Annotated in this window: 25 protein-coding genes and 1 pseudogene; 10 read left to right on the forward strand and 16 right to left on the reverse strand. The window is 71.0% G+C overall.

The features are described 5' to 3' along the window. Window positions 1-38: 38 nt before the first annotated feature. The gene (locus OHU34_RS16065; protein ID WP_160159999.1) at window positions 39-467 is read right to left on the reverse strand and encodes a hypothetical protein; all 429 of its coding nucleotides are present in this window, start codon (window positions 465-467) and stop codon (window positions 39-41) included. Between the two features lie 125 nt (window positions 468-592). Between OHU34_RS16065 and OHU34_RS16070 the strand changes: the two genes are divergently transcribed. After that, window positions 593-1,231: a uridine kinase gene (locus OHU34_RS16070; protein WP_405766894.1), complete on the forward strand. Its 639-nt coding sequence runs from the start codon at window positions 593-595 to the stop codon at window positions 1,229-1,231. Between the two features lie 232 nt (window positions 1,232-1,463). On the opposite strand, the gene OHU34_RS16075 is transcribed toward OHU34_RS16070, so the two are convergent. The 4 genes from OHU34_RS16075 to OHU34_RS16090 form a co-directional block, all read right to left on the reverse strand. After that, complete coding sequence (locus tag OHU34_RS16075; RefSeq protein WP_142265893.1) at window positions 1,464-2,207, reverse strand: SigE family RNA polymerase sigma factor; 744 nt, start codon at window positions 2,205-2,207, stop codon at window positions 1,464-1,466. Between the two features lie 407 nt (window positions 2,208-2,614). Continuing rightward, entirely contained in the window at window positions 2,615-4,321 is a 1,707-nt protein-coding gene (locus OHU34_RS16080) for an MFS transporter (RefSeq protein WP_405766898.1), read from the reverse strand. 26 nt (window positions 4,322-4,347) lie between these two features. After that, window positions 4,348-4,806, reverse strand: a complete 459-nt coding sequence (locus OHU34_RS16085; protein ID WP_405766901.1) for a MarR family winged helix-turn-helix transcriptional regulator — start codon at window positions 4,804-4,806, stop codon at window positions 4,348-4,350. 31 nt (window positions 4,807-4,837) lie between these two features. Beyond that, entirely contained in the window at window positions 4,838-5,236 is a 399-nt protein-coding gene (locus tag OHU34_RS16090) for a hypothetical protein (protein ID WP_405766903.1), read from the reverse strand. A gap of 124 nt (window positions 5,237-5,360) precedes the next feature. On the opposite strand from OHU34_RS16090, the gene afsQ1 reads away from it, so the two are divergent. The 5 genes from afsQ1 to OHU34_RS16115 all read left to right on the forward strand — a co-directional run bounded on the left by afsQ1 (window position 5,361) and on the right by OHU34_RS16115 (window position 9,351). Then, window positions 5,361-6,038, forward strand: coding sequence for a two-component system response regulator AfsQ1 (gene afsQ1 / locus OHU34_RS16095; protein ID WP_028807033.1), 678 nt, complete (start codon window positions 5,361-5,363; stop codon window positions 6,036-6,038). Beyond that, complete coding sequence (locus tag OHU34_RS16100) at window positions 6,035-7,669, forward strand: HAMP domain-containing sensor histidine kinase (RefSeq protein ID WP_142265891.1); 1,635 nt, start codon at window positions 6,035-6,037, stop codon at window positions 7,667-7,669. Before afsQ1 ends, OHU34_RS16100 begins: the two co-directional genes overlap by 4 nt. Window positions 7,670-7,674: 5 nt before the next feature. Beyond that, window positions 7,675-8,292 (forward strand): hypothetical protein, encoded by a 618-nt coding sequence (locus OHU34_RS16105; protein WP_142268031.1) that lies wholly within the window; start codon window positions 7,675-7,677, stop codon window positions 8,290-8,292. A 175-nt stretch (window positions 8,293-8,467) separates the two neighbouring features. Next, complete coding sequence (locus OHU34_RS16110) at window positions 8,468-9,019, forward strand: VanZ family protein (RefSeq protein ID WP_142265890.1); 552 nt, start codon at window positions 8,468-8,470, stop codon at window positions 9,017-9,019. Between the two features lie 128 nt (window positions 9,020-9,147). Beyond that, window positions 9,148-9,351 (forward strand): PspC domain-containing protein, encoded by a 204-nt coding sequence (locus OHU34_RS16115; RefSeq protein ID WP_142265889.1) that lies wholly within the window; start codon window positions 9,148-9,150, stop codon window positions 9,349-9,351. An 85-nt stretch (window positions 9,352-9,436) separates the two neighbouring features. Here the strand turns inward: OHU34_RS16115 and OHU34_RS16120 are convergent, their stop codons facing one another. Next, window positions 9,437-9,790, reverse strand: coding sequence for an ATP-binding protein (locus tag OHU34_RS16120; RefSeq protein ID WP_142265888.1), 354 nt, complete (start codon window positions 9,788-9,790; stop codon window positions 9,437-9,439). Window positions 9,791-9,928: 138 nt separating this feature from the next. Continuing rightward, window positions 9,929-11,092 carry an adenosine deaminase gene (locus tag OHU34_RS16125; protein WP_142265887.1) on the reverse strand — a complete coding sequence of 388 codons (1,164 nt, stop codon included), beginning with the start codon at window positions 11,090-11,092 and terminating at the stop codon, window positions 9,929-9,931. Between the two features lie 113 nt (window positions 11,093-11,205). Between OHU34_RS16125 and OHU34_RS16130 the strand changes: the two genes are divergently transcribed. Next, window positions 11,206-11,979: a prolyl oligopeptidase family serine peptidase gene (locus OHU34_RS16130; RefSeq protein ID WP_142265886.1), complete on the forward strand. Its 774-nt coding sequence runs from the start codon at window positions 11,206-11,208 to the stop codon at window positions 11,977-11,979. Between the two features lie 10 nt (window positions 11,980-11,989). Here OHU34_RS16130 and OHU34_RS16135 read toward each other — a convergent pair whose 3' ends face one another. After that, the gene (locus OHU34_RS16135; protein WP_037736001.1) at window positions 11,990-12,961 is read right to left on the reverse strand and encodes a LysR family transcriptional regulator; all 972 of its coding nucleotides are present in this window, start codon (window positions 12,959-12,961) and stop codon (window positions 11,990-11,992) included. Window positions 12,962-13,024: 63 nt separating this feature from the next. On the opposite strand from OHU34_RS16135, the gene OHU34_RS16140 reads away from it, so the two are divergent. From OHU34_RS16140 to OHU34_RS16150, 3 genes and pseudogenes are all read left to right on the forward strand, one after another. Continuing rightward, complete coding sequence (locus OHU34_RS16140; RefSeq protein ID WP_020131006.1) at window positions 13,025-14,311, forward strand: MFS transporter; 1,287 nt, start codon at window positions 13,025-13,027, stop codon at window positions 14,309-14,311. Window positions 14,312-14,412: 101 nt separating this feature from the next. Further along, window positions 14,413-15,527, forward strand: a pseudogene (gene dnaN, locus OHU34_RS16145) (DNA polymerase III subunit beta). 162 nt (window positions 15,528-15,689) lie between these two features. Next, window positions 15,690-16,706, forward strand: a complete 1,017-nt coding sequence (locus OHU34_RS16150) for a sigma-70 family RNA polymerase sigma factor (protein ID WP_405766906.1) — start codon at window positions 15,690-15,692, stop codon at window positions 16,704-16,706. On the opposite strand, the gene OHU34_RS16155 is transcribed toward OHU34_RS16150, so the two are convergent. The 8 genes from OHU34_RS16155 to OHU34_RS16190 form a co-directional block, all read right to left on the reverse strand. Then, window positions 16,590-16,976: an STAS domain-containing protein gene (locus OHU34_RS16155; RefSeq protein ID WP_142265883.1), complete on the reverse strand. Its 387-nt coding sequence runs from the start codon at window positions 16,974-16,976 to the stop codon at window positions 16,590-16,592. The genes OHU34_RS16150 and OHU34_RS16155 overlap by 117 nt on opposite strands. Window positions 16,977-17,009: 33 nt before the next feature. Then, complete coding sequence (locus OHU34_RS16160; protein ID WP_142268030.1) at window positions 17,010-18,293, reverse strand: thymidine phosphorylase; 1,284 nt, start codon at window positions 18,291-18,293, stop codon at window positions 17,010-17,012. A 115-nt stretch (window positions 18,294-18,408) separates the two neighbouring features. After that, window positions 18,409-18,825 (reverse strand): cytidine deaminase, encoded by a 417-nt coding sequence (locus tag OHU34_RS16165; RefSeq protein ID WP_142265882.1) that lies wholly within the window; start codon window positions 18,823-18,825, stop codon window positions 18,409-18,411. Beyond that, window positions 18,822-20,084 (reverse strand): ABC transporter permease, encoded by a 1,263-nt coding sequence (locus tag OHU34_RS16170; protein ID WP_142265881.1) that lies wholly within the window; start codon window positions 20,082-20,084, stop codon window positions 18,822-18,824. Before OHU34_RS16170 ends, OHU34_RS16165 begins: the two co-directional genes overlap by 4 nt. Further along, window positions 20,084-21,202, reverse strand: a complete 1,119-nt coding sequence (locus OHU34_RS16175; protein WP_020131012.1) for an ABC transporter permease — start codon at window positions 21,200-21,202, stop codon at window positions 20,084-20,086. Before OHU34_RS16175 ends, OHU34_RS16170 begins: the two co-directional genes overlap by 1 nt. Continuing rightward, window positions 21,199-22,902, reverse strand: coding sequence for an ABC transporter ATP-binding protein (locus OHU34_RS16180; RefSeq protein ID WP_200839942.1), 1,704 nt, complete (start codon window positions 22,900-22,902; stop codon window positions 21,199-21,201). The genes OHU34_RS16175 and OHU34_RS16180 overlap by 4 nt, the downstream gene beginning before the upstream one ends. 246 nt (window positions 22,903-23,148) lie before the next feature. Continuing rightward, window positions 23,149-24,201: a BMP family protein gene (locus OHU34_RS16185; RefSeq protein WP_054242500.1), complete on the reverse strand. Its 1,053-nt coding sequence runs from the start codon at window positions 24,199-24,201 to the stop codon at window positions 23,149-23,151. A 232-nt stretch (window positions 24,202-24,433) separates the two neighbouring features. Continuing rightward, complete coding sequence (locus OHU34_RS16190; protein ID WP_160159997.1) at window positions 24,434-25,510, reverse strand: BMP family protein; 1,077 nt, start codon at window positions 25,508-25,510, stop codon at window positions 24,434-24,436. Window positions 25,511-25,622 lie beyond the last annotated feature (112 nt).

The raw sequence follows: 25,622 nt of genomic DNA on the forward strand, positions 1-25,622 counted from the left end.
TCCGGGGGCGGCGCGGCTTCCGTCCGTGCGGGCCGGCCTCAGCCGCCCAGCACCTTGGTGACGCCTCCCAGCGCCTTCGTCACGTCACCCAGCACCGGGACCGAGCCGATGGACTGCGCCTGCGCCACCGGACCGGTGAGCATCTGGGAGGTCAGCGGCTTGAAGTCGGCGAGCTGGGTGCCGACGCCGTTGTCGAGCGGGTCGACGCCGGTGCCCGCGAGGGGGTTGGGCTTGAGGCCGGTCACGGCGCCGGTGACGTACGTCAGGGAGCCGAGCACCCCCTGCACTCCCGCCTGCGGGTCGAGCTGACCGACCGAGGTGGGCCTCGTCCGCACCACGTCGGCGACCGGCTCGCCGGTCGCCGCGGCGGCGGTCCCGGCGCCGGCGCCCAGCGCAACCCCGGCGGTCGCGAGGGCGGCGAGGGCGCGCCGGCCGGTGGGGGTCTGGGGGGAAGCGTGTCGGGCCATCGATGCCGCCTTCTGATGCGCAAGGTGATCAGGTCGACACGAAGGGTAGTTGAGGTGTGACGCGCACATCAAAGCCGACCCGCGGGGTCGTTGACGGCCGGGGGGATGCCTCACACTGGTGTCCCGTGACCTCCCCTCCGCCCATACCGACGCGAGTCGTGCTGCTCTGCGGCCCTTCCGGCTCCGGCAAGTCCCTGCTCGCGGCCCGCTCCGGCCTGCCGGTGCTGCGGCTCGACGACTTCTACAAGGAGGGCGACGACCCGACGCTGCCGCTGGTCGACGGAAGTTCCGACATCGACTGGGACCACCCCGGCTCGTGGGACGCGGACACGGCCGTCGCCTCGATCGTGGAACTGTGCAACACGGGCCGTACGAACGTTCCCGTCTACGACATCTCGCTCAGCGCGCGTACCGGCGCGGACGCGATCGACATCGGACGGACCCCGGTGTTCATCGCGGAGGGCATCTTCGCCGCCGAGATCGTGAACCGGTGCCGCGAACTGGGCGTTCTGGCCGACGCGCTGTGCCTGAGCCGCGGACCGGTGAAGACCTTCCGCCGCCGCTTCCTGCGCGATCTGAAGGAGGGCCGCAAGTCGGTGCCCTTCCTGCTGCGCCGCGGCTGGCGGCTGATGCGCTCCGAACGATCGATCGTCGCCCGGCAGACCGCGCTCGGGGCGCACGCCTGCGACCGCGACGAGGCGTTGGGCCGCCTGGCGGCGGCGACGGCGGGCGACCGCGCCCCGACGGCGCGTACGGCCGCCTAGGACGCTCACGCCGGCGCGGGCGGACACGCAGAAGCGGGACTGGACGGACCCCCCGGCCCTCCAGCCCCGCTTCCTCGGTGCTCCCCCGTGTCCCCCCGGGGTGGTGCTTCCCCCGTGCTTGCGCGGTACCGCTCCGCCGACGTCCCCCGTCGGGCCCCCCGGTACCGCTTCCCCCGTGCTCCCCCGTTCACCGGCTGCCCTGAGCGGAGCCGGGCCTTTCCCCCGTTCACCCTCAGGCGACAAGCTCCCCGAAGGCGTCTTCCTCGTCACGGCCGAAGCTGAGGACCTCGTCCTCGCGCAGCCGACGGAGCGACCGCCAGATGCTGGACTTCACCGTGCCGACACTGATGTCGAGGATCTCCGCGATCTCCGGGTCGGTGCGGCCCTCGTAGTAACGAAGGACCAGCATCGTCCGCTGGAGTTCGGGGAGCCGGGCCAGCGCCTGCCACAGGACCGCGCGCAGCTCGGTGCCGCGCATCGCGTCCGTGTCGCCGGCCGTCTCCGGCAGCTCCTCGGTCGGGTACTCGTTCAGCTTGCGGCGGCGCCACGCGCTGATGTGCAGGTTGGTCATCGTCCGGCGGAGGTATCCGCCGACCGCGGCCTTGTCACTGATCCGCTCCCACGCCCGGTACGTCGAGAACAACGCGCTCTGGAGCAGGTCCTCGGCCTCGAAGCGGTCGCCGGTGAGGTGGTAGGCGGTTGCGTACAGGGAGGCGCGGCGCTCCTGGACGTAGGCGGTGAACTCCGCCTCGGACAGCGAGCGACGCTCCCCCGTGTCCTCCCTGTACGCGGCTCCCCCGTGAGCCGCCTGTTCCCCCGTGTCCACCACCGTCATGAAGGCGGTGTGCTGTCGCCCGGTGCCGCGAGCGCACCCCCGCCCGCTCACGGCACCGGACTTCTCGGAACCCCGGTGTACGTCGTGCAGACGCGTGACGACTGCGACTGCGTTGGTGCTCATACCGTGCAGCGTGTTCATCTCGCGCCCCCCGTCGTGGACTTCCGGTGTTCGGTCTCCTGCGCCGGTCCGGCTCCGCTGTGTTTCGGCGTCGCCTTGCCCGTGACCAAAAGATTGCCCGGGGCACTTCATCGCCGTGTCCGCCGACTGTCACAGACCTGTCACAGGGGCCTGTCACGACAACTCCACAGACCGTCCACAGGCGTCCGGGGTACGGCAGTTGACCTGGTCCGCGCAGGTCCCCGCGGGACCCTGCCGGGGTGACTCCCGGCAGGGCGCCCGCACCGGGCCGGGCGCGGGTTCCGCCTGGACCGGACATCACCGCCGATGCCACCTGCCTGACGCTGTTCGCGACGGTGCGGCGCGCTGACGGGCCGGGGTGATCCCCGCAGTCGGCTTCGTGTTCGTCGCCGACGCGGCCTCGATCGTCAGTCGAGGCCTTCGATGATGCGGAAGTCGCGCTCGACGCCGTCAGCGAGTGCGGCCAGTGCCTCCTGGTAGGCCGCACTCGCACGTGCGGCGACCGCCTGTTCGAAGCTGTCGAACTCGATCAGGACGGTGCGCTCGGCGATTCCGGCGTCGTGTGCGACGACCCGGCCGCCGCGGGCGAGCAGCCGCCCGCCTGCGGCTCTTACGGCGGGACCAGCCAGCTTGTTGTAGGCAGCCAGCTTCTCGGGGTCCGCAATGGTGCGGTAGACGCTGACCCAATAGCCCTTGACCACGGTATCTCCTGTGTTCGGATTGGTTTCGGGTGAGCGTCGGCGGGCGAGGGCGAGGCAGGCCATCGTCGTGATCGCCATCGCGGCGACGCCGACCAGCGCCGCGGTCGTGTAGGCGTCGTCGTTCGGGAAGAGGCGGCCCGTGGCGGTCCCGGCGGCCAGGACCAGACCGCCGATGGCGCTGCCCAGGGAGTACCCGACGCTGCGGACGACGTAGTTGAGGCTCATGGCGCTCGACGTCTCGCTCTTGGGGGTGACGGCCAGGATGACGCCGGGCATGGCGGCCGAGAAGCTGCCGACGCCGAAGCCCAGCACGCCCATGGCCGCGAGCAGTTCGGCCAGGTTGGACCGGGCGGTGGCGAACAGGACGAACCCGCCGCCGACGATGGCGGCGCTGCCGGCCAGGAGCAGGGGGCCGTCGATCCGTTCGCGGACCCGCGGCGTGAGCTTGCCGGCGACGAACCCCAGCACGGAGAACGGGATGAGGACCAGCCCCGCCACGAAGGTGGTCAGTCCGAAGCCGTAGCCGGCGCTGTGCGGCGTCTGCGCGTAGCGGGTGATGAGCGTGAGCAGGAGGTACATGCCGCTCCCGCCGACGAGCATGGCGATGTTCGCCCCGGCGACCGCCGGGTGCCGTACCGCCCGGACGTCGACCAGGGGCGTCTTGGTTCGCAGTTCGGAAACGGTCCAGACGAAGAGCAGGAGTACGGCGGCGACGGCAAGGGTCACCGCCACGGCGAGGTGTCGGCTCCACAGGCTCCTCTCTCCGGCCAGGAACAGGACGAGGAACAGTCCACCCGCCAGGACGAGCGCACCGGCCACGTTCACGTGAGCGGAGCGGCCTTCGGGAGCTGCGGGCATGGAGCGCCACGCGGTCACGAAGGCGATGGCGGTGACGAGCAGGCCGAGGCCGTAGGCGGCCCGCAGTCCGCCGAACTCGGCGAGCAGCGCGGCCAGCGGGTAGCCGACGCCGGCTCCGATGATGGAGACCACTGAGATCAGGGCGATCGTGGCCGCGCTGCGCTCCTCGGGAAGATGGTCGCGGGCCACGCCCATCATCAGCGCCGTGAGACCGAGTCCGACGCCTTGGGCCGCTCTGCCCACGAGCAGCCAGGCGAACGGCAGCGGCAGCACGGTGAGCGCGCCGCCGACGACGACGATCGCCAGCGTGGCGAGAATCGTGGCCCGCCGGTGCGGACCGGCTCCGAGCCGGCCGAGGACGGGTGTGGCGACGGCGCCGCTGAGCAGGGCGATGGTCAGCGTCCACTGCGCACTGTCGAGGGAGACGTGGAACGTGGTCGCCACGCTGGTGATGAGCGGCGTCCCGAGGCTGGCGACCGCCGCCACGACCAGGGCGATGAACATCAGGGCGGGGACCAGCAGACGTGCCTCGGGAGGTATCAGGGCAGTGCTCATGGGCTGGTCATGAGCCTGGGCCGCGGTCACCGGTCCGACTCCTCTCGGGCGTGGCTTTCGAGCTCCGCCAGATGCAGCAGCGCCGGAAGGGCTGCCGCCAAGGCCTCGACCTCGTCACCGGTGAGTCCGTCGATCAACCGCGCGTACGCGTCGATGCCCGCCTGGCGTCGCGTCCGGACGTAAGACGCGCCGGCCTCGGTCAGGCACACCAGCGTGACCCGCTTGTCGGACGGATCGCCCTTCCGCTCGACCAGCCCGGATTCCTCCATCACCCGGACCAGGACGGTCATCGCGGGCTGGGTGACGCCCTCGGCCACCGCCAGATCGGTGATCCGTCGAGGGCCGGTCTTGTCCAGGGTGGCCAAGGTGGCGGCGGACGTCAGGCTCATGTCGCGGGGAAGGCGTCTCACGGCCCTGGTGGCCAGACCGTAGAGGGCTGACCCGATGGCATCGGAAGCGCCGTGCGCGGCGTCTCGGCGACTCATGCCTGAAGCATAGCAATTTTATATGAATCCTTTATGTATCTCGGCGGAACTTCGCCTTCCCGCGTCGGGTCTCGTCGATCCCCAGGCGCGTCACCGGCGGCGTGTCCTTCGGCAGCACAGCCTCGGCCGCGGCCGTGAACGCGGTGTTCGCCACCGGCCACGACACCTCGAAGTCGCGCGCGGCCCGCACCACCGTCCGTCCGCGGTAGGCGACACCGGCCGACCGCCGCCCTGGAACCGGGGGTGTACGACGAGGACAGCGCGATGTCGGGCGGGTTCCTGGCGGCACCTGCGGCCGGGCGGCGAGGGCCGGCTGATCCTGTCCGATGTGGCCGAACACCTCGGTCTGCGCACCCGCGAGGAGCTGCTCCGGCTGGTCGAAACCGCAGGTCTGCGGGCTGTGGGCCGTACCGGTGTACGGCCCCGGCACAGGCGTTCGCGTGATGTGTCCGACCCCCCGCACTCGGCCCGCGCCGCGGAAACCATCTCCCTCTGGCGCCTCACCACCGACCCACAGGTCGAACGACAGCCCCCTCATGGGCCAGAATGAGCCCGTGCCTTCCCTGTTGCTGATCGAGGACGACGACGCCATCCGTACGGCCCTGGAGCTCTCACTGACGCGCCAGGGACACCGGGTGGCCACCGCTGCCAGCGGTGAGGACGGTCTGAAGCTGCTGCGCGAGCAGCGGCCGGATCTCATCGTGCTGGACGTGATGCTGCCCGGCATCGACGGATTCGAGGTGTGCCGGCGCATCCGGCGCACCGACCAACTGCCGATCATCTTGCTGACCGCGCGCAGCGACGACATCGACGTGGTCGTCGGGCTGGAGTCCGGCGCCGACGACTACGTCGTCAAACCCGTGCAGGGCCGGGTGCTGGACGCCCGGATCCGGGCCGTGCTGCGGCGTGGAGAGCGCGAGTCGAGCGATTCGGCGACGTTCGGCAGTCTCGTCATCGACCGCGCGGCGATGACGGTGACGAAGAACGGCGAGGATCTGCAGCTCACGCCGACCGAACTGCGGCTGCTGCTCGAACTGAGCCGGCGGCCTGGGCAGGCCCTGTCCCGGCAGCAGCTGCTGCGGCTGGTGTGGGAGCACGACTACCTGGGCGACTCGCGGCTGGTGGACGCCTGTGTCCAGCGGCTGCGGGCCAAGGTGGAGGACGTGCCGTCGTCCCCGGTCCTGATCCGTACCGTGCGCGGCGTCGGCTACCGCCTGGACGCCCCTCAGTGACACAGCGGCAAGGGGGGCTCCGCGGCTGGTCCGCGGCGCGTAAGGGAAGGCTTTCGCGGCTGCGTTTCACCAGCCTGCGGCTGCGGCTCGTCGTCGTCTTCGGGGCGGTGGCGCTGACCGCCGCGGTGTCCGCGTCCGGCATCGCGTACTGGCTCAACCGCGAGGCCGTGCTGACCCGTACCCAGGGTGCGGTGCTGCGGGACTTCGAGCAGGAGATGGAGAACCGGGCGGGTTCGCTGCCCGAGCATCCGTCGCAGGACGAGCTCCAGCACACCGCCGGGCAGATGGCCAACAGCAGCCAGCGCTTCAGCGTGCTGCTGGTGGGCGAGGACTCCGGCGGCAAGACCGTCTACGGCAACTCGGGCGGCCTCAACGGGTTCTCGCTGGAGGACGTGCCCGGGGCGCTGCGTACGGCGGTGAACAAGCGGCAGGACGTCACGGGCGGCAACACGGCGCCGTACCACCTGTACTGGCAGCGGGTCGTCGACCACGGAACGCCGTATCTGGTGGCCGGGACGCAGGTGAACGGGGGCGGGCCGACCGGGTACATGCGCAAGTCGCTGGAGCCGGAGGCCAAGGACCTCAACTCGTTGGCCTGGTCGCTGGGGATCGCCACCGGCCTGGCGCTGATCGGGGCCGCGCTGCTCGCTCAGGCCGCCGGGACCACCGTGCTGAAGCCGGTGCACCGGCTGGGCGTCGCGGCGCGGCGGCTCGGCGAGGGCCGGTTCGACACCCGGCTGCGGGTCTCCGGGACGGACGAACTCGCCGATCTGTCACGGACGTTCAACCGGGCCGCGGAGTCCCTGGAGAAGCGGGTCGCCGACATGGCCGCGCGGGACAACGCCTCGCGGCGGTTCGTCGCCGACATGTCGCACGAGCTGCGGACTCCGCTGACCGCCATCACCACGGTCGCGGAGGTGCTGGAGGAGGAGCTGGACGCCGAGTCGGGCAGCATCGACCCGATGATCGAGCCCGCGGTGCGGCTGGTCGTCAGCGAGACACGGCGGCTGAACAACCTCGTCGAGAACCTGATGGAGGTCACCCGCTTCGACGCCGGTACGGCGCGGCTGGTCCTGGACGACGTCGATGTCGCCGACCAGATCACCCACTGCATCGACGCGCGCGCCTGGCTGGACGCCGTCGACCTGGACGCCGAGCGCGGCATCCACGCCCTGCTCGACCCGCGCCGGCTGGACGTGATCCTCGCCAACCTCATCGGCAACGCGCTCAAGCACGGCGGTTCGCCGGTGCGGGTGTCGGTGTCGGCGGCGGACGACGCGGTCGTCATCTCGGTGCGCGACCACGGGCCGGGCATCCCCGAGGAGGTGCTGCCGCACGTCTTCGACCGGTTCTACAAGGCGAGCGCCTCCCGGCCGCGCTCCGAGGGCAGCGGGCTCGGTCTGTCCATCGCCCTGGAGAACGCCCACATCCACGGCGGCGAGATCACCGCCGCCAACTCCCCGGAGGGCGGTGCGGTGTTCACGCTGCGGCTGCCCCGGGGCGTCCTGGAGGCGGCGGAGCAGGGCGGCGAGGAGGACGAGCGGGCCGCGCGGCCGACGCCGTCCGTCCACTCCGTGCCCGTGCAGTCCGGGAAGTCCGGGAAGTCCGTGCAGGACAAGGGGGACGCGTAGTGACCATGCGCCGTGCGACGGTACGACGGCTGCTCGCCGTGCCCGTGCTGGCCGGTCTGCTCGCCGGCTGCGGGATCCGGGCGACCGAGGTGCCGACCGACTTCGGGCCCGCCCCCTCCCGGGCGCGCTGCTCGCTCACCGAGCCGGACGTGACGTCACAGTCCGCCCGGGCGGGAGTGCCGGTGCAGGTGTTCCTGCTGTGCGGTTCGTCGCTGGTGACCGTCGACCGGTCCGTGCGGGTGCCGAACGGCGCGGCGGACTTCGAGCGGCGGGTCCTGGTGGCGCAGGGCCTGCTCGACCAGCTCGCCGAGTCGCCGTCGACGGGCGAGAAGGAGGCCGGGTACACGACGGACGTGCGCGGCGGCATGACGGTCCGCGGGCCCGGTGCGAACGACCCCGACGACGCGCTGCGGCTGAGCACCCCGCCCGGCGACCTGACCTCGTACGCCCTCGCCCAGCTCGTCTGTACGTTCTCCGACTCGGCGGCGGCCGAGGGCGACGGCAAGGTGGTGCTGGGCGGCCCCGGCTCCGACCCGCTGCGCCGCTACGAGTGCACCGACGAGGTCCGCTCCCGCCCCGGCAGCACGGAGCCCCCGTCCTCGGCGGTCACCGACGGCGGCTGACCCGGACCGGGCGTCCGGCCGGTGTGGCGGACGCCTCACGTGGCGCCCGCCGGCCGTGGTCGTCGCAGGTCACCGTCTGTCGGAAGGCCGTGGCGGCCGGGCGGGGCGGGTGACTCGTTCCGGTGTCGGGGGACGGGCCGGAACCGATCGTGCCGGGGGTCGCGTCTTGGGGGGCGTGCAGCGTCAAGGCTCCATCGGCGGCAGCGCCGCGATCCGCATCCGCGCGACCGGGATTCTCCTCCTGGCCGCCCATCTCGTGTTCGTCGCCTGGGTCGCGCTGCGCCCGCTCAACGTCCCCTGGGTGGTGCCGGCCAACCTCCATCCGTTCGACGGGATCCGGGCCGACCTGAGACTGGGCTGGCCCGAGGCGGCCCGGCGGATCGGCGAGGGGCTGGGGCTGCTGGCCCCGCTGGGCTTTCTGCTGCCGCTGGTGCACGGCAGGCTCCGGGTCTCGCCGCTCGCCTCCCTGATCCGTACGGTCACGGCCGGCGCCCTGCTGTCGCTGGGTATCGAGCTGTTGCAGACCGGGGTGCCCGGTCAGGTCGTGGACGTCGACTCGATGCTGCTGAACACCCTGGGCGTGGCGCTGGCGCATGTCGCGGTGGTGCCGACGGCACGCGCGTGGCTGCGCCGCAGGGACGAGCGCCGGGGACGGGCCGCGGTCCGTCAGGAGGAGGCCGCTCAGGGTCTGACCCCGAGGATTCCCAGGGTCGGGGTCGCACCGTAGAGCGACGCTTCGTCCCCTTCGTCACCGTAGCGTGGAAGACAGATGGAGGGGCCACAGGGGCCGCCTCCGCCCCCCTCTCGACTTCGCTCGAGCGGGTGGGGCCCCCATCGCTCGCGAAGGAGCCGCAGATGTCCAGCCTCGCTCGCCCCACCAACGGCCGCATGATCGGCGGAGTGTGCGCCGCGCTGGCCCGGCGCTTCGGCACCTCCGCGACCACGATGCGCGTGATCTTCGTGCTCTCCTGCCTGCTGCCCGGCCCGCAGTTCCTGCTCTACATAGCGCTGTGGGTCCTGCTGCCGTCGGAGGAGAAGGCGGCGCGCACGGCCTGGTGAGGCCGTCCACAGCAACGCCGTCGGGGCGCGCCCGGTGTTTCCGGGTGCGCCCCGACGGCGTGTCGTGCGTGACGGGCGGTGCCGTTCAGCCCAGCGGGATGCCGTTCACCGGCAGGCCGTGCGTCGGCAGGCCCTTGAGCGGCAGGCCACCGAGCAGACCGGAGACGGGCGCGGTCGGCCCCTCGGCGAGCACCTTCTCGGCGACCGGCTGCACGGCGGTCAGACCCGCACCGAGCGCCGGCTGGGCCTGCGTCAGCACCTCACCGGCCGCGGGCAGCGCCGAGGTCAGCTTCTCCGCCGGCAGCGTCCTGGTGACACCGTCCAGGGCCTGCGTGGCGTCCGGGACGGCCGGGGCGGCGTTCGCGGCGCCCGCACCGACTGCGGCGAAGGCGGCACCGAGAGCGGCGACACCGAGGGTCTTGGCAGCAGACTGCTTCATGATGAATGCGTCCTCGAATGGGATACGGGGAACTGAGCGGTTCTCGACCGTAAACACGGAGAGGGGTCGGCGGCAAACATCGAAATGCGGACGGATGGTGAACACCCGCCCGCATTCCGTGCCCCGGAAAACCGCTACTCAGCCTTCGGTACCCGCAGAACCGCTGGTGGAGGCGGTCTGCTGGAACAGCCATTCGGACTTCAGCTCGGAATATCCGGGCTTGATCACGTCACTGATCATGGCAAGTCGTTCATCGAAAGGAATGAATGCTGACTTCATAGCATTGACGGAGAACCACTGGAGGTCGTCGAGCGTATAGCCGAACGCGTCGACAAGGTGCTCGAATTCGCGGCTCATGCTGGTGCCGGACATCAGACGGTTGTCGGTGTTGACGGTGGCCCGGAAGTGCAGCCGGCGCAGCAGGCCGATGGGGTGCTCGGAGTAGGAGGCGGCCGCTCCGGTCTGCAGGTTGGAGCTGGGGCACAGTTCCAGCGGGATGCGCTTGTCGCGGACGTAGGAGGCGAGCCGGCCGAGCTTCACACTGCCGTCGGCGGCGATCTCGATGTCGTCGATGATGCGCACCCCGTGGCCGAGCCGGTCGGCGCCGCACCACTGGAGGGCCTGCCAGATCGACGGCAGCCCGAAGGCCTCGCCGGCGTGGATGGTGAAGTGGTTGTTCTCGCGCTTCAGGTACTCGAAGGCGTCGAGGTGTCGGGTGGGCGGGAAGCCCGCCTCCGCGCCCGCGATGTCGAAGCCCACGACCCCCAGGTCCCGGTAGCGGTTGGCGAGTTCGGCGATCTCCAGGGCGCGGGCCGCGTGCCGCATGGCGGTGAGCAGGGCACCGACGCGGATGCGGTGGCCGTTGCGCCGGGCCGTGCGCTCACCCTCCCGGAAGCCCTCGTTGACGGCCTCGACGACCTCTTCGAGGCTCAGTCCGCCGTCGAGGTGCTGTTCCGGCGCGTAGCGCACCTCGGCGTAGACGACACCGTCCTCGGCGAGGTCCTCGGCGCACTCGCGGGCGACCCGGACGAGCGCGTCGCGGGTCTGCATCACGCCGACGGTGTGCGAGAAGGTCTCCAGGTACCGTTCCAGCGAACCGGAGTCGGCGGCCTCCCTGAACCAGGTGCCGAGCTTGTCGGGGTCGGTTTCGGGAAGTTGGGCGTACCCGGCGTCCCGGGCGAGGTCGACGATCGTGCCGGGACGCAGCCCGCCGTCGAGATGGTCGTGCAGCAGAACCTTGGGTGCCCGCCGGATCTGGTCCGAGCTCGGGGTGATGCCCGCCTGGGTGCTCTGGCTCGTCATTTCCGCACTCTAACTCCTACGCGCGTAGACGGCGCGCTGTACAACTCCGCCGATACGTAACGGTGACCGCCCGGACAGGTGGAGTACAACGGCGCTTCTGACACTGTTCTGTCATGGCACAGGATGTGACGCCGGTTCGGACGGTCCGGCTGGGGAAGGCGCTCGGCCCCGCGCCGACGGCGGTGAGCGGGGTGGTGCTGCTGCTCCCGGGCGGCGAGGAGGTGTCCAGCCGGAGGCCGTCCGCCGTGTGGGCGGCCGCCTCCGTACGGGGGTTGGGGCGCAGGCTGGCCCGGGCGGGACGCGAGGAGGGCCTCGCCGTGCACGCCGTGCACTACCGCTACCGCGGCTGGAACGGCAGCGAGGCGCATCTCGCGGCCGACGCGGCCTGGGCGGCCGACGAGGCCGTACGGCGTTACGGAGACGTCCCGGTGTGCCTGACCGGCGTCGACATGGGCGCGCGGGCCGCGCTGCGGACGGGCGGTCACGAGGCCGTCAACTCCGTGCTGGCGATCGCTCCCTGGCTGCCGGAGGAGGACATGGCCGCTCCACCCGAACCGGTGAAGCAGCTGGCCGGGCGGCGGGTGCTGATCGTGCACGGCACCAAGGACGAGCGCTGCGACCCCGAACTGTCGTTCCGGCTCGCGGCACGGGCGAAGAAGGCGAACCGGGACGTGTGCCGGTTCGAGGTGCACTCCGACGGCCACGGGCTGCATCAGTACCGCGGTGAAGTCCTCGCGCTGGCCGAGGACTTCGTCATGGGCGCGCTGTTCGGCCGGGCGCTCTCCCGGCCGGTGGAGGACGCGCTCGCCGCCCCGCCGCCGCTGGGGCTGCGGATGCCGTTGGCCGTGGGGTTCGGCAGCTCGTTACGGCGCCCGGGCCGCCCGTGAGGCACGGCCCTCAGTCCGGCAGCAGGTTGCCCCTCCTGGACAGCAGGAACTTCTTGAAGGCCGCCACGGGCGGGGTGTCCGGATGTCCGTCCAGCCAGGCCACGCCGATCTCGCGGGCGGCCCGCGGGGCCGTGACCGTCAGCTCCACCACTCCCGGGCGGGCCACGGCGGGCGGCGGCAGCAGCGCCACCCCGAGCCCCGCCGCCACCAGTCCGCGCAGGGTCTCCGCCTCCTCGCCCTCGAAGGCGATCCGGGGCCGGAAGCCGGCCTCCTTGCAGAGGTCGTCGGTGATCCGGCGCAGGCCGTAGCCCGGTTCCAGGGTCACGAAGGTCTCGTCGGCGGCCTCGGCGAGGCGGACCCGCCTACGGGCGGCGAGACGGTGGTCGGCGGGGACGACCAGGCGCAGCTTCTGCTCGTCGAGGCGGCGGGCCACCAGGTCGGGGGCGTCCGGGACGGGGGAGGTCAGACAGAGGTCCAGCTCCCCCGCCCGCAGCCGCTCGAGCATCGCCTCGCCGTAGTTCTGGACCAGGCTGAAGCGGACGCGCGGGTGATCGGCGCGGAAGGCGTGGATCAGCCCGGGGACGGTCTCCGCTCCCATGGTGTGCAGGAAGCCGAAGGCGACCTTGCCGGTGGCCGCGTCGGCGTCCGCCCGGACCTCGTCGGCGCCCCGCTCGATCTCACCGAGTGCCCGCTCGACGGAGGCGAGGAAGGTGCGCCCGGCCGGGGTGAGGGAGACCGTGCGGCCGTGCCGGGCGAACAGGTCGACGCCCAGGTCCTGTTCGAGGCGGACCATGGCCCGGGACAGCGTCGACTGCGGGACCTGCATCTCCTGCGCGGCGCGCGTGACGTGCTCGGTACGGGCGACCCCGGCGAAGTACGCGAGCCGGGGGGCCAGCATCCTCGACATGGCTGCCATGTCCGCCATGTCTTCTGTGTCACTGGACGGTGACAGGCGAGCTGCTGACCTCTGCTGATGCACCATGGGAACGATTATGACGATTCCATGCATTGGACGGATGAGCGGGGGCGTACGTAACTTCGAGGCATGTCTCCCGCCAGTACCGGGGCGTCCACGATCGTGGGCGCCGCGTCCTCCGCCTCCGTCTCCTCCACTCCCCTGTCCGCCGACTCCCGTCTGGCCCCCGGCGGCCCCGGCTACCGCCGGATGAGCTTCGCGCTCTTCCTCGCCGGTGTGGCCACCTTCGCCCTGCTGTACTCCACGCAGGCGCTCCTGCCGCTGATCTCCACCGACTTCGGGGTGGCGGCGAGCCAGGCGAGCTGGACGGTGGCGGCGGCGACCGGCGGACTGGCGCTGTTCGTGCTCCCGATGAGCGCCCTGTCGGAGCGCTACGGCCGCCGTACGGTCATGACGGCCTCGCTGGGTGTCGCGGTCGGCGTGGGCATGCTGGTCCCGTTCGCGCCCTCGCTGGGCACGCTGGTCGTGCTGCGGGCGGTGCAGGGCGCGGCGCTGGCCGGTCTCCCGGCGTCGGCGACCGCGTATCTCGCCGAGGAGGTCCGGCCGAAGGCGCTCGTCACGGCGATCGGCCTGTTCGTGGCGGGCAACAGCGTCGGCGGGATGAGCGGGCGGGTCATCACCGGCTGGGTGGCGCAGGAGTGGGGCTGGCGGGTGGCCGTCGGGGTCATCGGCGCCCTCGCGGTGGCCTGCGCGATCGCCTTCCGCCTGCTGCTGCCGGCGCCCCGGCACTTCAAGGCGGGTTCACTGGCGCCCCGCGTGCTGATCGGCACGGTCCGCGAGCACCTCGCCAACCCGCTGCTGTGCCGCCTGTACGCGATCGGCGCGCTGTTCATGACGGTCTTCGGCGGCGTGTACACGGTGATCGGCTACCGGCTGACGGAGGCCCCGTTCTCCCTCCCCCAGGGCATCGTCGGCTCGATCTTCCTGGTGTACCTGGTGGGCACGGTGTCGGCGTCGACGGCGGGCCGGCTGGTCGGCCGGCTCGGCCGGCGCGGCGCGCTGTACCTGGCGGGCGGCACCACGGCCACCGGACTGCTGCTGTCGCTGGCGGACTCGCTGGCCCTGGTCCTGCTCGGCCTGGTCCTGATCACGGCGGGCTTCTTCGCGGGGCACGCGGTGGCCTCCTCGGCGGTCAGCAAGACGGCGACGACCGGCCGCGCCCAGGCCTCCGCCCTCTACCAGTCCGCGTACTACATCGGCTCCAGCGCCGGTTCCACGGTCGGCGCGCTGGCCTTCCACTCGGGCGGCTGGGCCGGCACGGTCTGCGTGGGCGTCCTGGCGGTGCTCGGCGTCGTGACGATCACGGTGTTCGGGACCCGGGCGGCCCGCCGGGAGACGCTGGTCGCCGCTCACTGATCGTCCCGCGGCCGTCCCGCGGTCCTCCCCCTGCTCGGGGCCGGTTGTCAGTGGTGGCGCATAGCCTCCGCGCGACGACCGGTACGAGCAGGGGGTTTTTGATGGAGTTCCGGATCGACCGCGGTGACCTCGCCGAGGCGGTGGCCTGGGCGGCCCGCGCGCTGCCCGCCCGTACGCCGGTGCCCGTGCTGGGCGGCTGCTGCTGGACGCGGCGGAGGGCCGGCTGACCGTGTCGGGGTTCGACTTCGAGACGGCGGCGCGGATCGAGACCGACGCCGAGGTCGGTGCGGCGGGCCGGGTGCTCGTGCTCGGCCGCCGGCTCCTCGACATCTGCAAGGTGCTGCCGGACGGGCCGGTGAGCTGCGCCGTGGCCGGCACCCGGTTCACGGTCGAGGCGGGCGGCACCAGTTTCGGCCTGTCGACGCTCCCGCGCGAGGAGTACCCCACCCCGCCCGAGCCGCCGCGGGCGTACGGCACCGTGGACGCGGCCGCGTTCGCGACCGCCGTCGCCCAGGTCGCGGTGGCGGCGGGCCGCGACGACACGCTGCCGGTCCTGACCGGCGTCCAACTGCACCTGGACGGCGACGAGATGACGCTGTCGGCGTCGGACCGCTACCGGTACGCGGTGCGACGGCTGGAGTGGAAGCCGCAGGCCGCCGCCGAAGGAGTGGCGGAGGCGCTCGTACCGGCCCGGCGGCTGCTGGACGTGACCCGGTCGCTGGCCCGGTGCGGGACCGTCCGGGTCGGGCTCGACGGCGCCTCGGGGGCCGGTCCGATCGGGTTCGAGGGCGGGCGGACGCGGACGGTGGTCCGACGGCTGGACGGACGGCTGCCCGCCTACGGGAAGCTGTTCGACATGGCGGGGGCAGCGGTCGCCGAGGTGGACGGCGGGGCGCTGACGGAGGCCGTACGGAGAGTGGCGGTGGTGGCGGAGGCGAACAGCCCGGTACGGCTGGACTTCTCGGCCGGGTCCGTCCTGCTGCGCGCCGGGTACGGCGACGACGTGGCCGCACAGCGGCTGCCCGCCGGGCTGACCGGCGCCGAGGAGGTGACCGTGGCCTTCAACCCGGTCTACCTGCTGGAGGCGCTGACCTCCTTCGAGGCGCCGAGGCTGCGGGTGGAGCTGCTGGGGACGGGCCAGCGGGCGCTGCTCGGCGCGGCGGACGCGCCCGAGGCCCATCGGCACCTGCTGATGTCCGTGAAGCAGCTGGTCTGAGAGCGCCTTCCGGGGCCCTTGCGGGCGCCTTCCATGTGCTGTCCCCACGCCTTCTGCCTGGGCCTTTGCCGACTCGGCGGGCCATTGTCAGTGGGCTGCGGTAGCTTCCGAAGTGCTGGGCGCGAAGACGCGTGAAAGAACGGCCACAGGGGTGGGTGGACGATGGGCAACAGCACGGCGACGACGACCGACATCGACGTCGCACTGGAGAAGCACCGGACGGAACTGACCGGCTACTGCTACCGCATGCTCGGCTCCTCCTTCGAGGCCGAGGACGCGGTGCAGGACACCCTGGTCCGCGCCTGGCGGAGCTACGCGAAGTTCGAGGGCCGCTCCAGTCTGCGCTCGTGGCTGTACCGGATCGCGACGAACGTCTGTCTGGACATGCTGACGGCCGGCAACAAGCGGGCCCGGCCGATGGACCTCTCCGAGTCCACCCCGCTCGCCCGGGCGGCGCTCTCGCCCCGCCCCGACAACACCTGGCTGGAGCCGATGCCGGACGCCCGTGTGCTGCCGACGGTGGAGGACCCGGCCGAGGCGGCGGTCGCCAAGGAGTCGGTGCGCCTGGCGTTCATGGCCGCGCTGCAGCAGCTGCCGCCGAAACAGCGGGCGGTGCTGATCCTGCGGGAGGTGCTGGCGTGGAGGGCGAGCGAGGTCGCCGAGCTGCTCGACACCTCGGTCGCCTCGGTCAACAGCGCGCTCCAGCGGGCGCGGGCGACCCTGTCCGAGCGGGAGACCGCCGGCGCGGACGCGGCGGTGTCCGACCCGTTGGACGAGGAGCAGCGGAAACTGCTCGACCGCTATGTGGCGGCCTTCGAGGGCTATGACATGACGGCGCTGACGGCCCTCCTCCACGAGGACGCCATCATGACGATGCCGCCGTTCGACCTGTGGCTGACCGGCCACGACGACATCACCGGCTTCATGACCACGCTCGGCTCCGCGTGCGAGGGCTCGCGCCTGCTGCCGGTCCAGGTCAACGGCCTGCCGGGCTTCGCCCAGTACAAGCCGGACCCCGACAAGGGCGGATTCACCCCGTGGGCGATCCAGGTCCTGGAGATCTCAGACGGCCGCCTCACCGGGTTCCACTTCTACCTCGACACCCAGCGCTGGTTCCCCCTCTTCGGCCTCCCCCTCCACCTCGAAGCGGAGACCGACGAGGTCGAGCAGGGCGCGTAGGGCCGGGTCGGGGGCACGCAGCCGCAGGTGTCCCCCGGCCCGCCGCGCGGCCAGCTGGAGCCGCGCCAGCAGGTCGACGGCGGTGAGCCCCGGCGGCCCGATCCCGGCGACGTCACAGACGACGACGGCGGCGCCGGTGGCCTCCATCAACGCCCGCACGTCGTCGACGAGCCCGGTCACCCGGGGGCGGGTGACGGGGCCTGTCAGGGTGAACACGGGCGGTGTCGTCGATTCCACGATCGGTAGACCGGCGCGGGGCGCCCGACTCATCGAAAGCGGGCGATCCGCCGCCGGGCGATCCGTTCAGGCGATGCGCTCCAGCACCACGGGGGACGCGGTGAACCCGGTGCCGGCCGCGCCGATGTCGTACGAGCCCGTCACCGCCTCGAGTGCGTACGCGAAGCGCTCCGGGGTGTCCGTGTGCAGGGTCAGCAGGGGCTGGCCCGCCGTGACCGTGTCGCCGGGCTTGGCGTGGAGTTCGACGCCCGCGCCCGCCTGCACCGGGTCCTCCTTGCGGGCCCGGCCCGCGCCGAGGCGCCAGGCGGCGATGCCGATGTCGTAGGCGTCGAGGCGGGTCAGGACGCCCGAGGCGCCCGCCGTCACCACGTGCTGTTCCTTCGCCGTGGGAAGCGGGGCGTCCGGGTCGCCGCCCTGGGCCGCGATCATGCGGCGCCAGACGTCCATCGCCGAGCCGTCGGCCAGCGCCTTCGCCGGGTCCGCGTCCTTCACGCCGGCCGCGTCGAGCATCTCGCGGGCGAGCGCGATCGTCAGTTCCACCACGTCCGCCGGGCCGCCGCCGGCCAGCACCTCGACCGACTCGCGGACCTCGAGGGCGTTGCCGGCCGTGAGACCGAGGGGGGTGGACATGTCGGTCAGCAGGGCGACCGTCTTCACGCCGTGGTCGGTGCCGAGGCCGACCATCGTCGAGGCCAGCTCACGCGCGTCCTCGATGGTCTTCATGAAGGCTCCGGTGCCGACCTTCACGTCGAGGACCAGGGAGCCGGTACCCTCCGCGATCTTCTTCGACATGATCGACGAGGCGATCAGCGGGATCGCCTCCACCGTGCCCGTGACGTCCCGCAGCGCGTACAGCTTCTTGTCGGCCGGGGCCAGGCCGTCGCCCGCCGCGCAGATCACCGCGCCGGTCGTGTCCAGGACGTGCAGCATCTCCTCGTTCGACAGCAGCGCGCGCCAGCCCGGGATCGACTCCAGCTTGTCCAGGGTGCCGCCGGTGTGGCCGAGACCCCGGCCGGAGAGCTGCGGGACCGCCGCGCCGCAGGCCGCCACCAGCGGGGCCAGCGGGAGCGTGATCTTGTCGCCGACGCCGCCCGTGGAGTGCTTGTCGGCCGTCGGACGGGACAGCGCCGAGAAGTCCATGCGCTCACCGGAAGCGATCATCGCGGCCGTCCAGCGGGCGATCTCGCGGCGGTTCATGCCATTGAGCAGGATGGCCATGTTGAGGGCGGCCATCTGGTAGTCGGCGACCTCACCGCCGGTGTACGCGTCGATGACCCAGTCGATCTGCGCGTCGCTGAGCTCACCGCGGTCCCGCTTGGTGCGGATGACGGAGACGGCATCCATCGACAACTGCGTCATGGCTTTCCTTCCGATGGTGCACCGCAGTGCGGGTGCAGGGTGGTGCGGCAAGACGTTCCAGAAACCGCGCGGCCCCTCTGCGCCGGTCAGAGGGGCCGCACGGGACTTACTCGGTGAGGTGGCCCGGGCCGAAGGCCTGCGGGAGCATCTCGGCCAGCGGCAGGATTCCCGCCGGCGTCTCCAGCAGCAGCTCCGGGCCGCCGAACTCGTAGAGCAGCTGGCGGCAGCGGCCGCACGGGACGAGGATCTCGCCGCGGCCGTCCACGCAGGTGAAGTGCGTGAGCCGGCCGCCTCCGGTGTTCTGGAGCTCCGAGACCAGCCCGCACTCCGCGCACAGGCCGATCCCGTAGGAGGCGTTCTCGACGTTGCAGCCCGACACGATGCGGCCGTCGTCGACGAGGGCCGCCACGCCGACCGGGAAGCCGGAGTACGGGGCGTACGCCCGGGACATGGCGTCCCGGGCCACCGTACGCAGCTTCTCCCAGTCGACCGTGTCGGCTGATCCGGCGGCGGGCGGGGTCACTTGCCCTGCCCCTTCCGGTACGGCATGCCGTCCGCCTTGGGCATCCTGAGGGACTGGGCGGAGAGCGAGAGCACCAGCAGGGTGACGACGTACGGCGCGGCCGTCACGACCTGGCGCGGAACCTCGTCCGTGCCGAGGTACCAGACGAACATCAGGGCCGAGATCAGCGCGGTGACGAGGGCGGGGACGTACTTCTTCTGCCATGCCAGGTAGGCCGCGCCGAACACCAGGATGATCGCGAGGAGCAGGATCAGCGCGTGCACGTTGGTGGTGCCGCCCCGCAGGTTGAGGCTGTCGGTGTAGCCGAACAGGCCCGCGCCGAGGGCGAGGCCGCCCGGCATCCAGTTGCCGAAGATCATCGCGGCGAGGCCGATGTAGCCACGGCCCGCGGTCTGGCCGTCGAGGTAGACGTTCGAGGCCACGATGGACAGGAACGCGCCGCCGAGACCGGCGAAGCCACCGCTGATGATCACGGCGATGTACTTGTACTTGTAGACGTTGACGCCGAGGGACTCGGCGGCCACCGGGTTCTCGCCACAGGACCGCAGCCTCAGACCGAAGGCCGTCCGCCACAGCACCCACCAGGTGACCGGGACGAGGGCGACGGCGACGACGGTGAGCGGCGACAGGTCGGTGATCAGACCGCCGACCAAGCCGGCGACGTCCGAGATCAGGAACCAGTGCTTCTCGTTGAGCGTGTCCAGCCAGCCCGACAGACCGGGTACGTCGAAGGTGCCCAGCGAGTCGATCGGCGGGGACTGCTTGGCGGAGCCGCCGTCGGCGTTCTCGAAGGTGAACTTCGACAGGTAGCGGGTGGTGCCGAGGGCCAGGATGTTGATGGCCACACCCGAGACGATGTGGTTCACGTTGAAGGTGACGGTCGCGATGGCGTGCAGGACGGCGCCGAGCGCGCCGCCGATGATGCCGAAGGCGACGCCCGTCCACGGACCCCACTGGTAGCCGGCCCAGGCGCCGAACCAGGTGCCGAGGATCATCATGCCCTCGAGGCCGATGTTGACGACACCCGCGCGTTCGGCCCACAGACCGCCGAGACCGGCGAGGCCGATCGGGACGGCGAGGCGCAGCGCCGTGGACATCTGGCCGGTGGAGGTGATGCCGTCCGCGCCGGTGATGAGGCGGACGACGGAGGTCAGCACCAGAACGCCCGCGATGATCAGCAGGAGGACCGGGAGCGAGATTTTGCGGCCGCCCTTGCCGGGCTGCTTCGCCTGCGGCTTGGCGATGGTCGTGGTGCTCATCAGACCGTCACCTCCTTCTTGGTGTTCTGGGCGGCGGCGGCGAGCTCGGCGCCGACGCGCTTCTGCTGACGGCGCAGACCCCACTGGCGTACGGCCTCGTACGAGATGACGACCGCGAAGACGATGAGGCCCTGCATGATCGTGGCGATCTCCTTCTCGTACGCCACCGGGGTCGCGTAGTCGAGGGCGGGAGAGGCCTTGTCGAGGAAGGCGATCAGGAGGGCGGCGAAGGCGATGCCGACCGGGTTGTTGCGGCCGAGCAGGGCGATGGTGATGCCGGTGAAGCCGAGGCCCGTGGGGAAGCTCAGGCTGTAGGTGTGCGCGTCGCCGAGCAGCAGGGGCAGGCCGGAGAGGCCCGCGATGCCGCCGGAGATGAGCATGGCGGTCAGGACCATCCTCTTGGCGTCGACGCCGGAGGCCGCGGCGGCGGTCTCGGACTCGCCGGTGGCGCGCAGGTCGAAGCCGAAGCGGGTGCGGTTGAGGACGACCCAGTAGACGATGCCGAGCGCGATGGCGAGGAAGACCAGGCCGTAGATCTCGCCGACGTCCGCGCCGAGGTCGATGCCGGGCACCCAGCCGGAGTCCTTCATGATGCCGGTGGTGTTGTTGTTGCCGACCTGCACGCCCCACATGTTGTCGAGGGTGAGGTAGCCGATGACGCTGGTGGCGATCGCGTTCAGCATGATCGTCGCGACGACCTCGCTGACTCCGCGGGTGACCTTCAGGACGCCCGCGATGCCGGCCCAGAAGGCGCCGGTGAGGACGCCGACCAGGAGCAGCAGCGGGATCTGGAGGAAGGACGGCAGGGCGATGTTCGCGCCGACCACGGCGGTCATCATCGCGGCGAGGCGGTACTGGCCGTCGACGCCGATGTTGAACAGGTTCATGCGGAAGCCGATGGCGACCGCGAGGGCGGCGACGTAGTACATCGAGGCCTGGTTGACGATCAGGACCTGGACGTCGGAGTAGCCGGCCTGCTCCAGCATGAGCGTGTACGGCTCGATCGGGCTCTTGCCCGAGGCGATCAGCACGACCGAGGTCAGCAGGATCGCCGCGACGAGCGCGATGACCGGGCCGGCCACCGCGAGGAGCACGCGCTCCTTGTCGAACTTCTTCATCGGGCCTCGTCCTCCGGACCGGCAGCTTCCTCGGTGGTTTCCGCGTCGTCCGCGCGTTCTTCGTCCACGTGTTCCAGGTGACCGGACGCGGCGCCGGTCATGGCGGAGCCGAGCTCCTCCGGGGTGATGGTGGCGGGGTCGGCGTCCGCGACCAGCGTGCCGTTGTAGATCACGCGCAGGGTGTCCGACAGGCCGATGAGCTCGTCGAGGTCGGCGGAGATGAGCAGCACGGCCAGGCCCTCGCGGCGGGCCTCGCGGATGCGGTCCCAGATCTGGGCCTGGGCGCCGACGTCCACACCCCGGGTGGGGTGGGCGGCGATCAGGAACTTCGGGTTGTGGCTCATCTCGCGGCCGACGATCAGCTTCTGCTGGTTGCCGCCGGAGAGCGAGGCGGCGGTGACGTCGATGCCGGGGGTGCGGACGTCGTACTCCTCGACGATCCGGCGGGTGTCGGCCTGGGCGCCCTTGATGTTCAGCCAGAAGCCCTTGGCGTTGGGCGCCTCGGTGACATGGCCGAGGATGCGGTTCTCCCAGAGGGGCGCCTCCAGGAGCAGGCCCTGGCGGTGGCGGTCCTCGGGGATGTAGCCGACGCCGGACTCGCGCCGCTTGCGCGTGTTCCAGGGGGTGATGTCCTCGCCGAGGAAGGCGATGGTGCCGGAGTCGGCGTTCTTGGTGCCGATCAGCGCGTCGATCAGCTCGGTCTGGCCGTTGCCCTCGACGCCGGCGATCCCCATGACCTCACCGGCGTGGATGGTGAAGCTGACGTCGTCGAGCGCCTTCTTGACCTCGCCGCCGAGAGCGACCTCGGGCGAGATCATGCCGCTGACCCCGCCGGCCGTGGGCTCCGCCTCGACGCCCAGGGAGGCGCCGCCGCTGGCGTACACGGTGAGGTTGGCGACCTGGATGACGGGCTTGTCGGTGACCGTGGACTCGGCGGTCTCCGGGGTGGGCAGCTCGCTGCCGACCATCATCTCGGCGAGCTGGCGCGGGGTCGTCTCGGCGGGGACGGCCGTGCCGACGGTCGTGCCGCGCCGGATGACCGTGATCTCGTCGGCGACGGACAGCACCTCGCCCAGCTTGTGGGAGATGAAGATGACGGACAGGCCCTCGGACTTCAGCTCGCGCAGGTTGTCGAAGAGCGCGTCGACCTCCTGCGGGACGAGCACGGCGGTCGGCTCGTCGAGGATGAGGGTCTTGGCGCCGCGGAAGAGGACCTTGAGGATCTCCACGCGCTGGCGGTCGGCGACGCCGAGGTCCTCGACCAGGGAGTCCGGGCGCACGCCGAGCCCGTAGCGGTCGGAGATCTCCTTGATCTTCTTACGGGCGTTGCCACCGATGCCGTACAGCTTCTCGCTGCCCAGCACCACGTTCTCCAGGACGGTCAGGTTGTCGGCCAGCATGAAGTGCTGGTGGACCATGCCGATGCCGCGTGCGATGGCGTCGGCGGGGCTGGAGAAGCTCACCTGCTCGCCGTCGATCGCGATGGTGCCCTCGTCCGGCTTCTGCATGCCGTAGAGGATCTTCATCAGCGTCGACTTGCCGGCGCCGTTCTCGCCGACGAGGGCGTGCACGGTGCCTTTGCGGACGGCGAGGTGGATGTCGTGGTTGGCGACGACACCGGGGAAGCGCTTGGTGATCCCCGCCAGCTCTACCGCGATCGTCGACTGTGCGGTGAGCGGAGGGCTGCTGGACGCGTCGATGGCGCACTCTCCTTGGGAAAGGGGCCGCTCTACGCGCGTAGCGCCCCTGCTTTAAATAGTGCCCGGATCAGGTCGAACTTGAATGATCTTGATAGCCGCCATGGGGGCATCCTGATCAGGTCTCGATCCGTTCCGAGCATTCTGCCGCGCGAACGGGGCGCGGGGAGGACATCCTTCCCGCGCCCGGTTCCGTGGCCGTAACGCTGCCATTACAGCGTTCCATTGGCCAAGGCCTCTGACAGAAGGTCAGGAGGTCTTCACCGTGATGGTGCCGTTCTTGATGCCCTCTTCGGCCTTCTTGATCGCGTCCTGGATCGCGGTGTTGCTCGCGAAGGCCGGGTTCGAGTCCGACACGCTCACGCCGCCGTTCTCGAGGCTGCCGCGGACGACACCGGTCGCCGGCTTGCCGTCCTCGACGGACTTGGCCAGCGTGTAGACCGCGCCCTCGACGTTCTTCATCGCCGAGGTGAGGATCGAGTCCTTGTACGCCTTCAGCGCGTCCTGCTTGTACTGGTCGGAGTCGACGCCGATCGCCCACACCTTGTGGGCGTTGGCGGCCTTGATGACACCCTGACCGGACAGTCCGGCGGCGGCGTAGACGACGTCCGCACCGGCGTCGATCTGGCCCTCGGCGGCGCTCTCACCCTTGTCGGGGCTGGAGAAGCCACCCTCGGCGGCGGTCTCGGTCAGGTACTGCGACTTGACCGTGACGCCCTTCTTGGTGTCCTCGACGCCCTGCTTGAAGCCGGCCTCGAACTTGTGGATCAGCGGGACGTCCACGCCACCGACGAAGCCGACGGTGTTGGTCTTGGTGGCCTTGGCGGCGGCGACACCGGCGAGGTAGGAGGCCTGCTCCTCGTGGAAGACGAGGTCGGCGACGTTGTCGGCCTTGATCTGCTCGTCGTCGACGATGCCGAAGGTGGTCTTCGGGTACTTGGCCGCGACCTCCTTGACGGCCGGCGCGTAGGCGAAGCCGACGCCGATCACCGGGTTGTAGCCCTGCTTGGCAAGGCTCTCCAGGCGCTGCACCTTGTCCGCGTCGGACTCGCCGTCCTGCGGCTCGACCGCGGTGGACTTGTAGCCGAACTCCTTGTCGGCCTTGTCCAGGCCGGCCGTGGCGGCGTCGTTGAAGGACTGGTCGCCCTTGCCACCGACGTCGTACGCGAGCGCGAGGCCCAGGTTCTTGTCACTGCTGTCGGAGGAGGAGGACGACGTGGAGGAGCTTCCGCAAGCGGAAACGGTCACGGCGAGAGCTGCGGTGGCAACACCCGCAACCGCGATTCGGGACACCCGGCGCATGGAACTTGACTCCTTTGTGCAAGCGCCCAAACCAGGCGCTGGTTCCGCCGCAGCGTAACGCGCGTAGACCAGACGGAAAAACCCTTCTGTCCGCTCCGTTACCGAGCTGTGGCCACAGTCGCGGTCCAGGTTACGGACAGCAGTACGCCCCTTGCGGGAGGCAAGGGGCGTATGGGCTGCAAGGACGCTCGGAAGGGCGTAGCCGAAGCCGGTCGGAACGGGTTTCGGGCCGTTACTTGGTGTTTACCGTGATCTTGCCGTCGATGATGTCCTGCTTGGCCTTGTCGACGGCCGCGACGACGTCCGTCATCGCCTTGTACTTCGGGTTGCTGTCGGCGAATCCGACACCGTCGTTGGAGAGGCTGCCGCGGACCACACCGGACAGCGGCTTGCCCGCGTGGACGGACTTCACGAGGTCGTAGACGGCACCGCCGACGTTCTTCAGCGCCGAGCCGAGGATGTAGTCCTTGTACGCCGCCAGCGCGCTCTGGCTGTACTGGTCGGAGTCGACGCCGATGGCCCACACCTTCTTGGCCGCGGCCTCGGTGATCACGCCCTGACCGGAGAGACCGGCCGCGTGGTAGATGACGTCGGCGCCCGCCTCGATCTGACCGCTCGCCGCGTCCTTGCCCTTGTCGGGGCTGGAGAAGCCGCCTTCCTGGGCGGTCTCGGTCAGGTACTGCGACTCGACCTTGATGTTCGGGTCGACCGACTTGGCGCCCTGGACGTAACCGGCCTCGAACTTGTGGATCAGCGGGATGTCCACGCCGCCGATGAAGCCGATGTGCGCCTTCTTGCTGGCCTTGGCGGCGGCGACACCGGCCAGGTACGAGGCCTGCTCCTCGTGGAAGACCATGTCGGCGACGTTCTTCGCCTGGATCTGCTCGTCGTCGATGATCCCGAAGGTGATCTTCGGGAACTTGGCGGCGACTTCCTTGACGGCCGGCGCGTAGGCGAAGCCGACGCCGATCACCGGGTTGTAGCCGGCCTGGGCGAGCTGGGTCAGGCGCTGCACCTTGTCCGCGTCGGACTCGCCGTCCTGCGGCTCGATGTCCTGGCCGCCGATCTTGAATTCCTTCTCGGCCTTCTGGAAACCGGCGTAGGCGGCGTCGTTGAAGGACTGGTCGCCCTTGCCGCCGATGTCGTACGCGAGGCCGATGCCCTTGCCCGAGTAGCCGCCGCTGCTGGATTCCGTGTCGCTCGACCCCGAGTCGGTGCTGGACTTCCCGCAGCCTGCGGCGGCGAGCGCGACGACCGCGACGGTCACCGCGGCCCGGGAGAATCTCGTCCTCCGAGATATCAGACGCATAGCAAGCACCCCTTCATCCCCACGGCGCCGTGACCGGCCCGCTTCCCCTTGGTGGCGCCGTTCAGGAGGGGCTCCCCAACAAGCCTTTCCCGGTGGCGATTCCGGCGCACAG

It is taken from the genome of Streptomyces sp. NBC_00080 (assembly GCF_045041255.1).
In the GTDB taxonomy this organism is placed as follows: Bacteria; Actinomycetota; Actinomycetes; order Streptomycetales; family Streptomycetaceae; genus Streptomyces; species Streptomyces coriariae.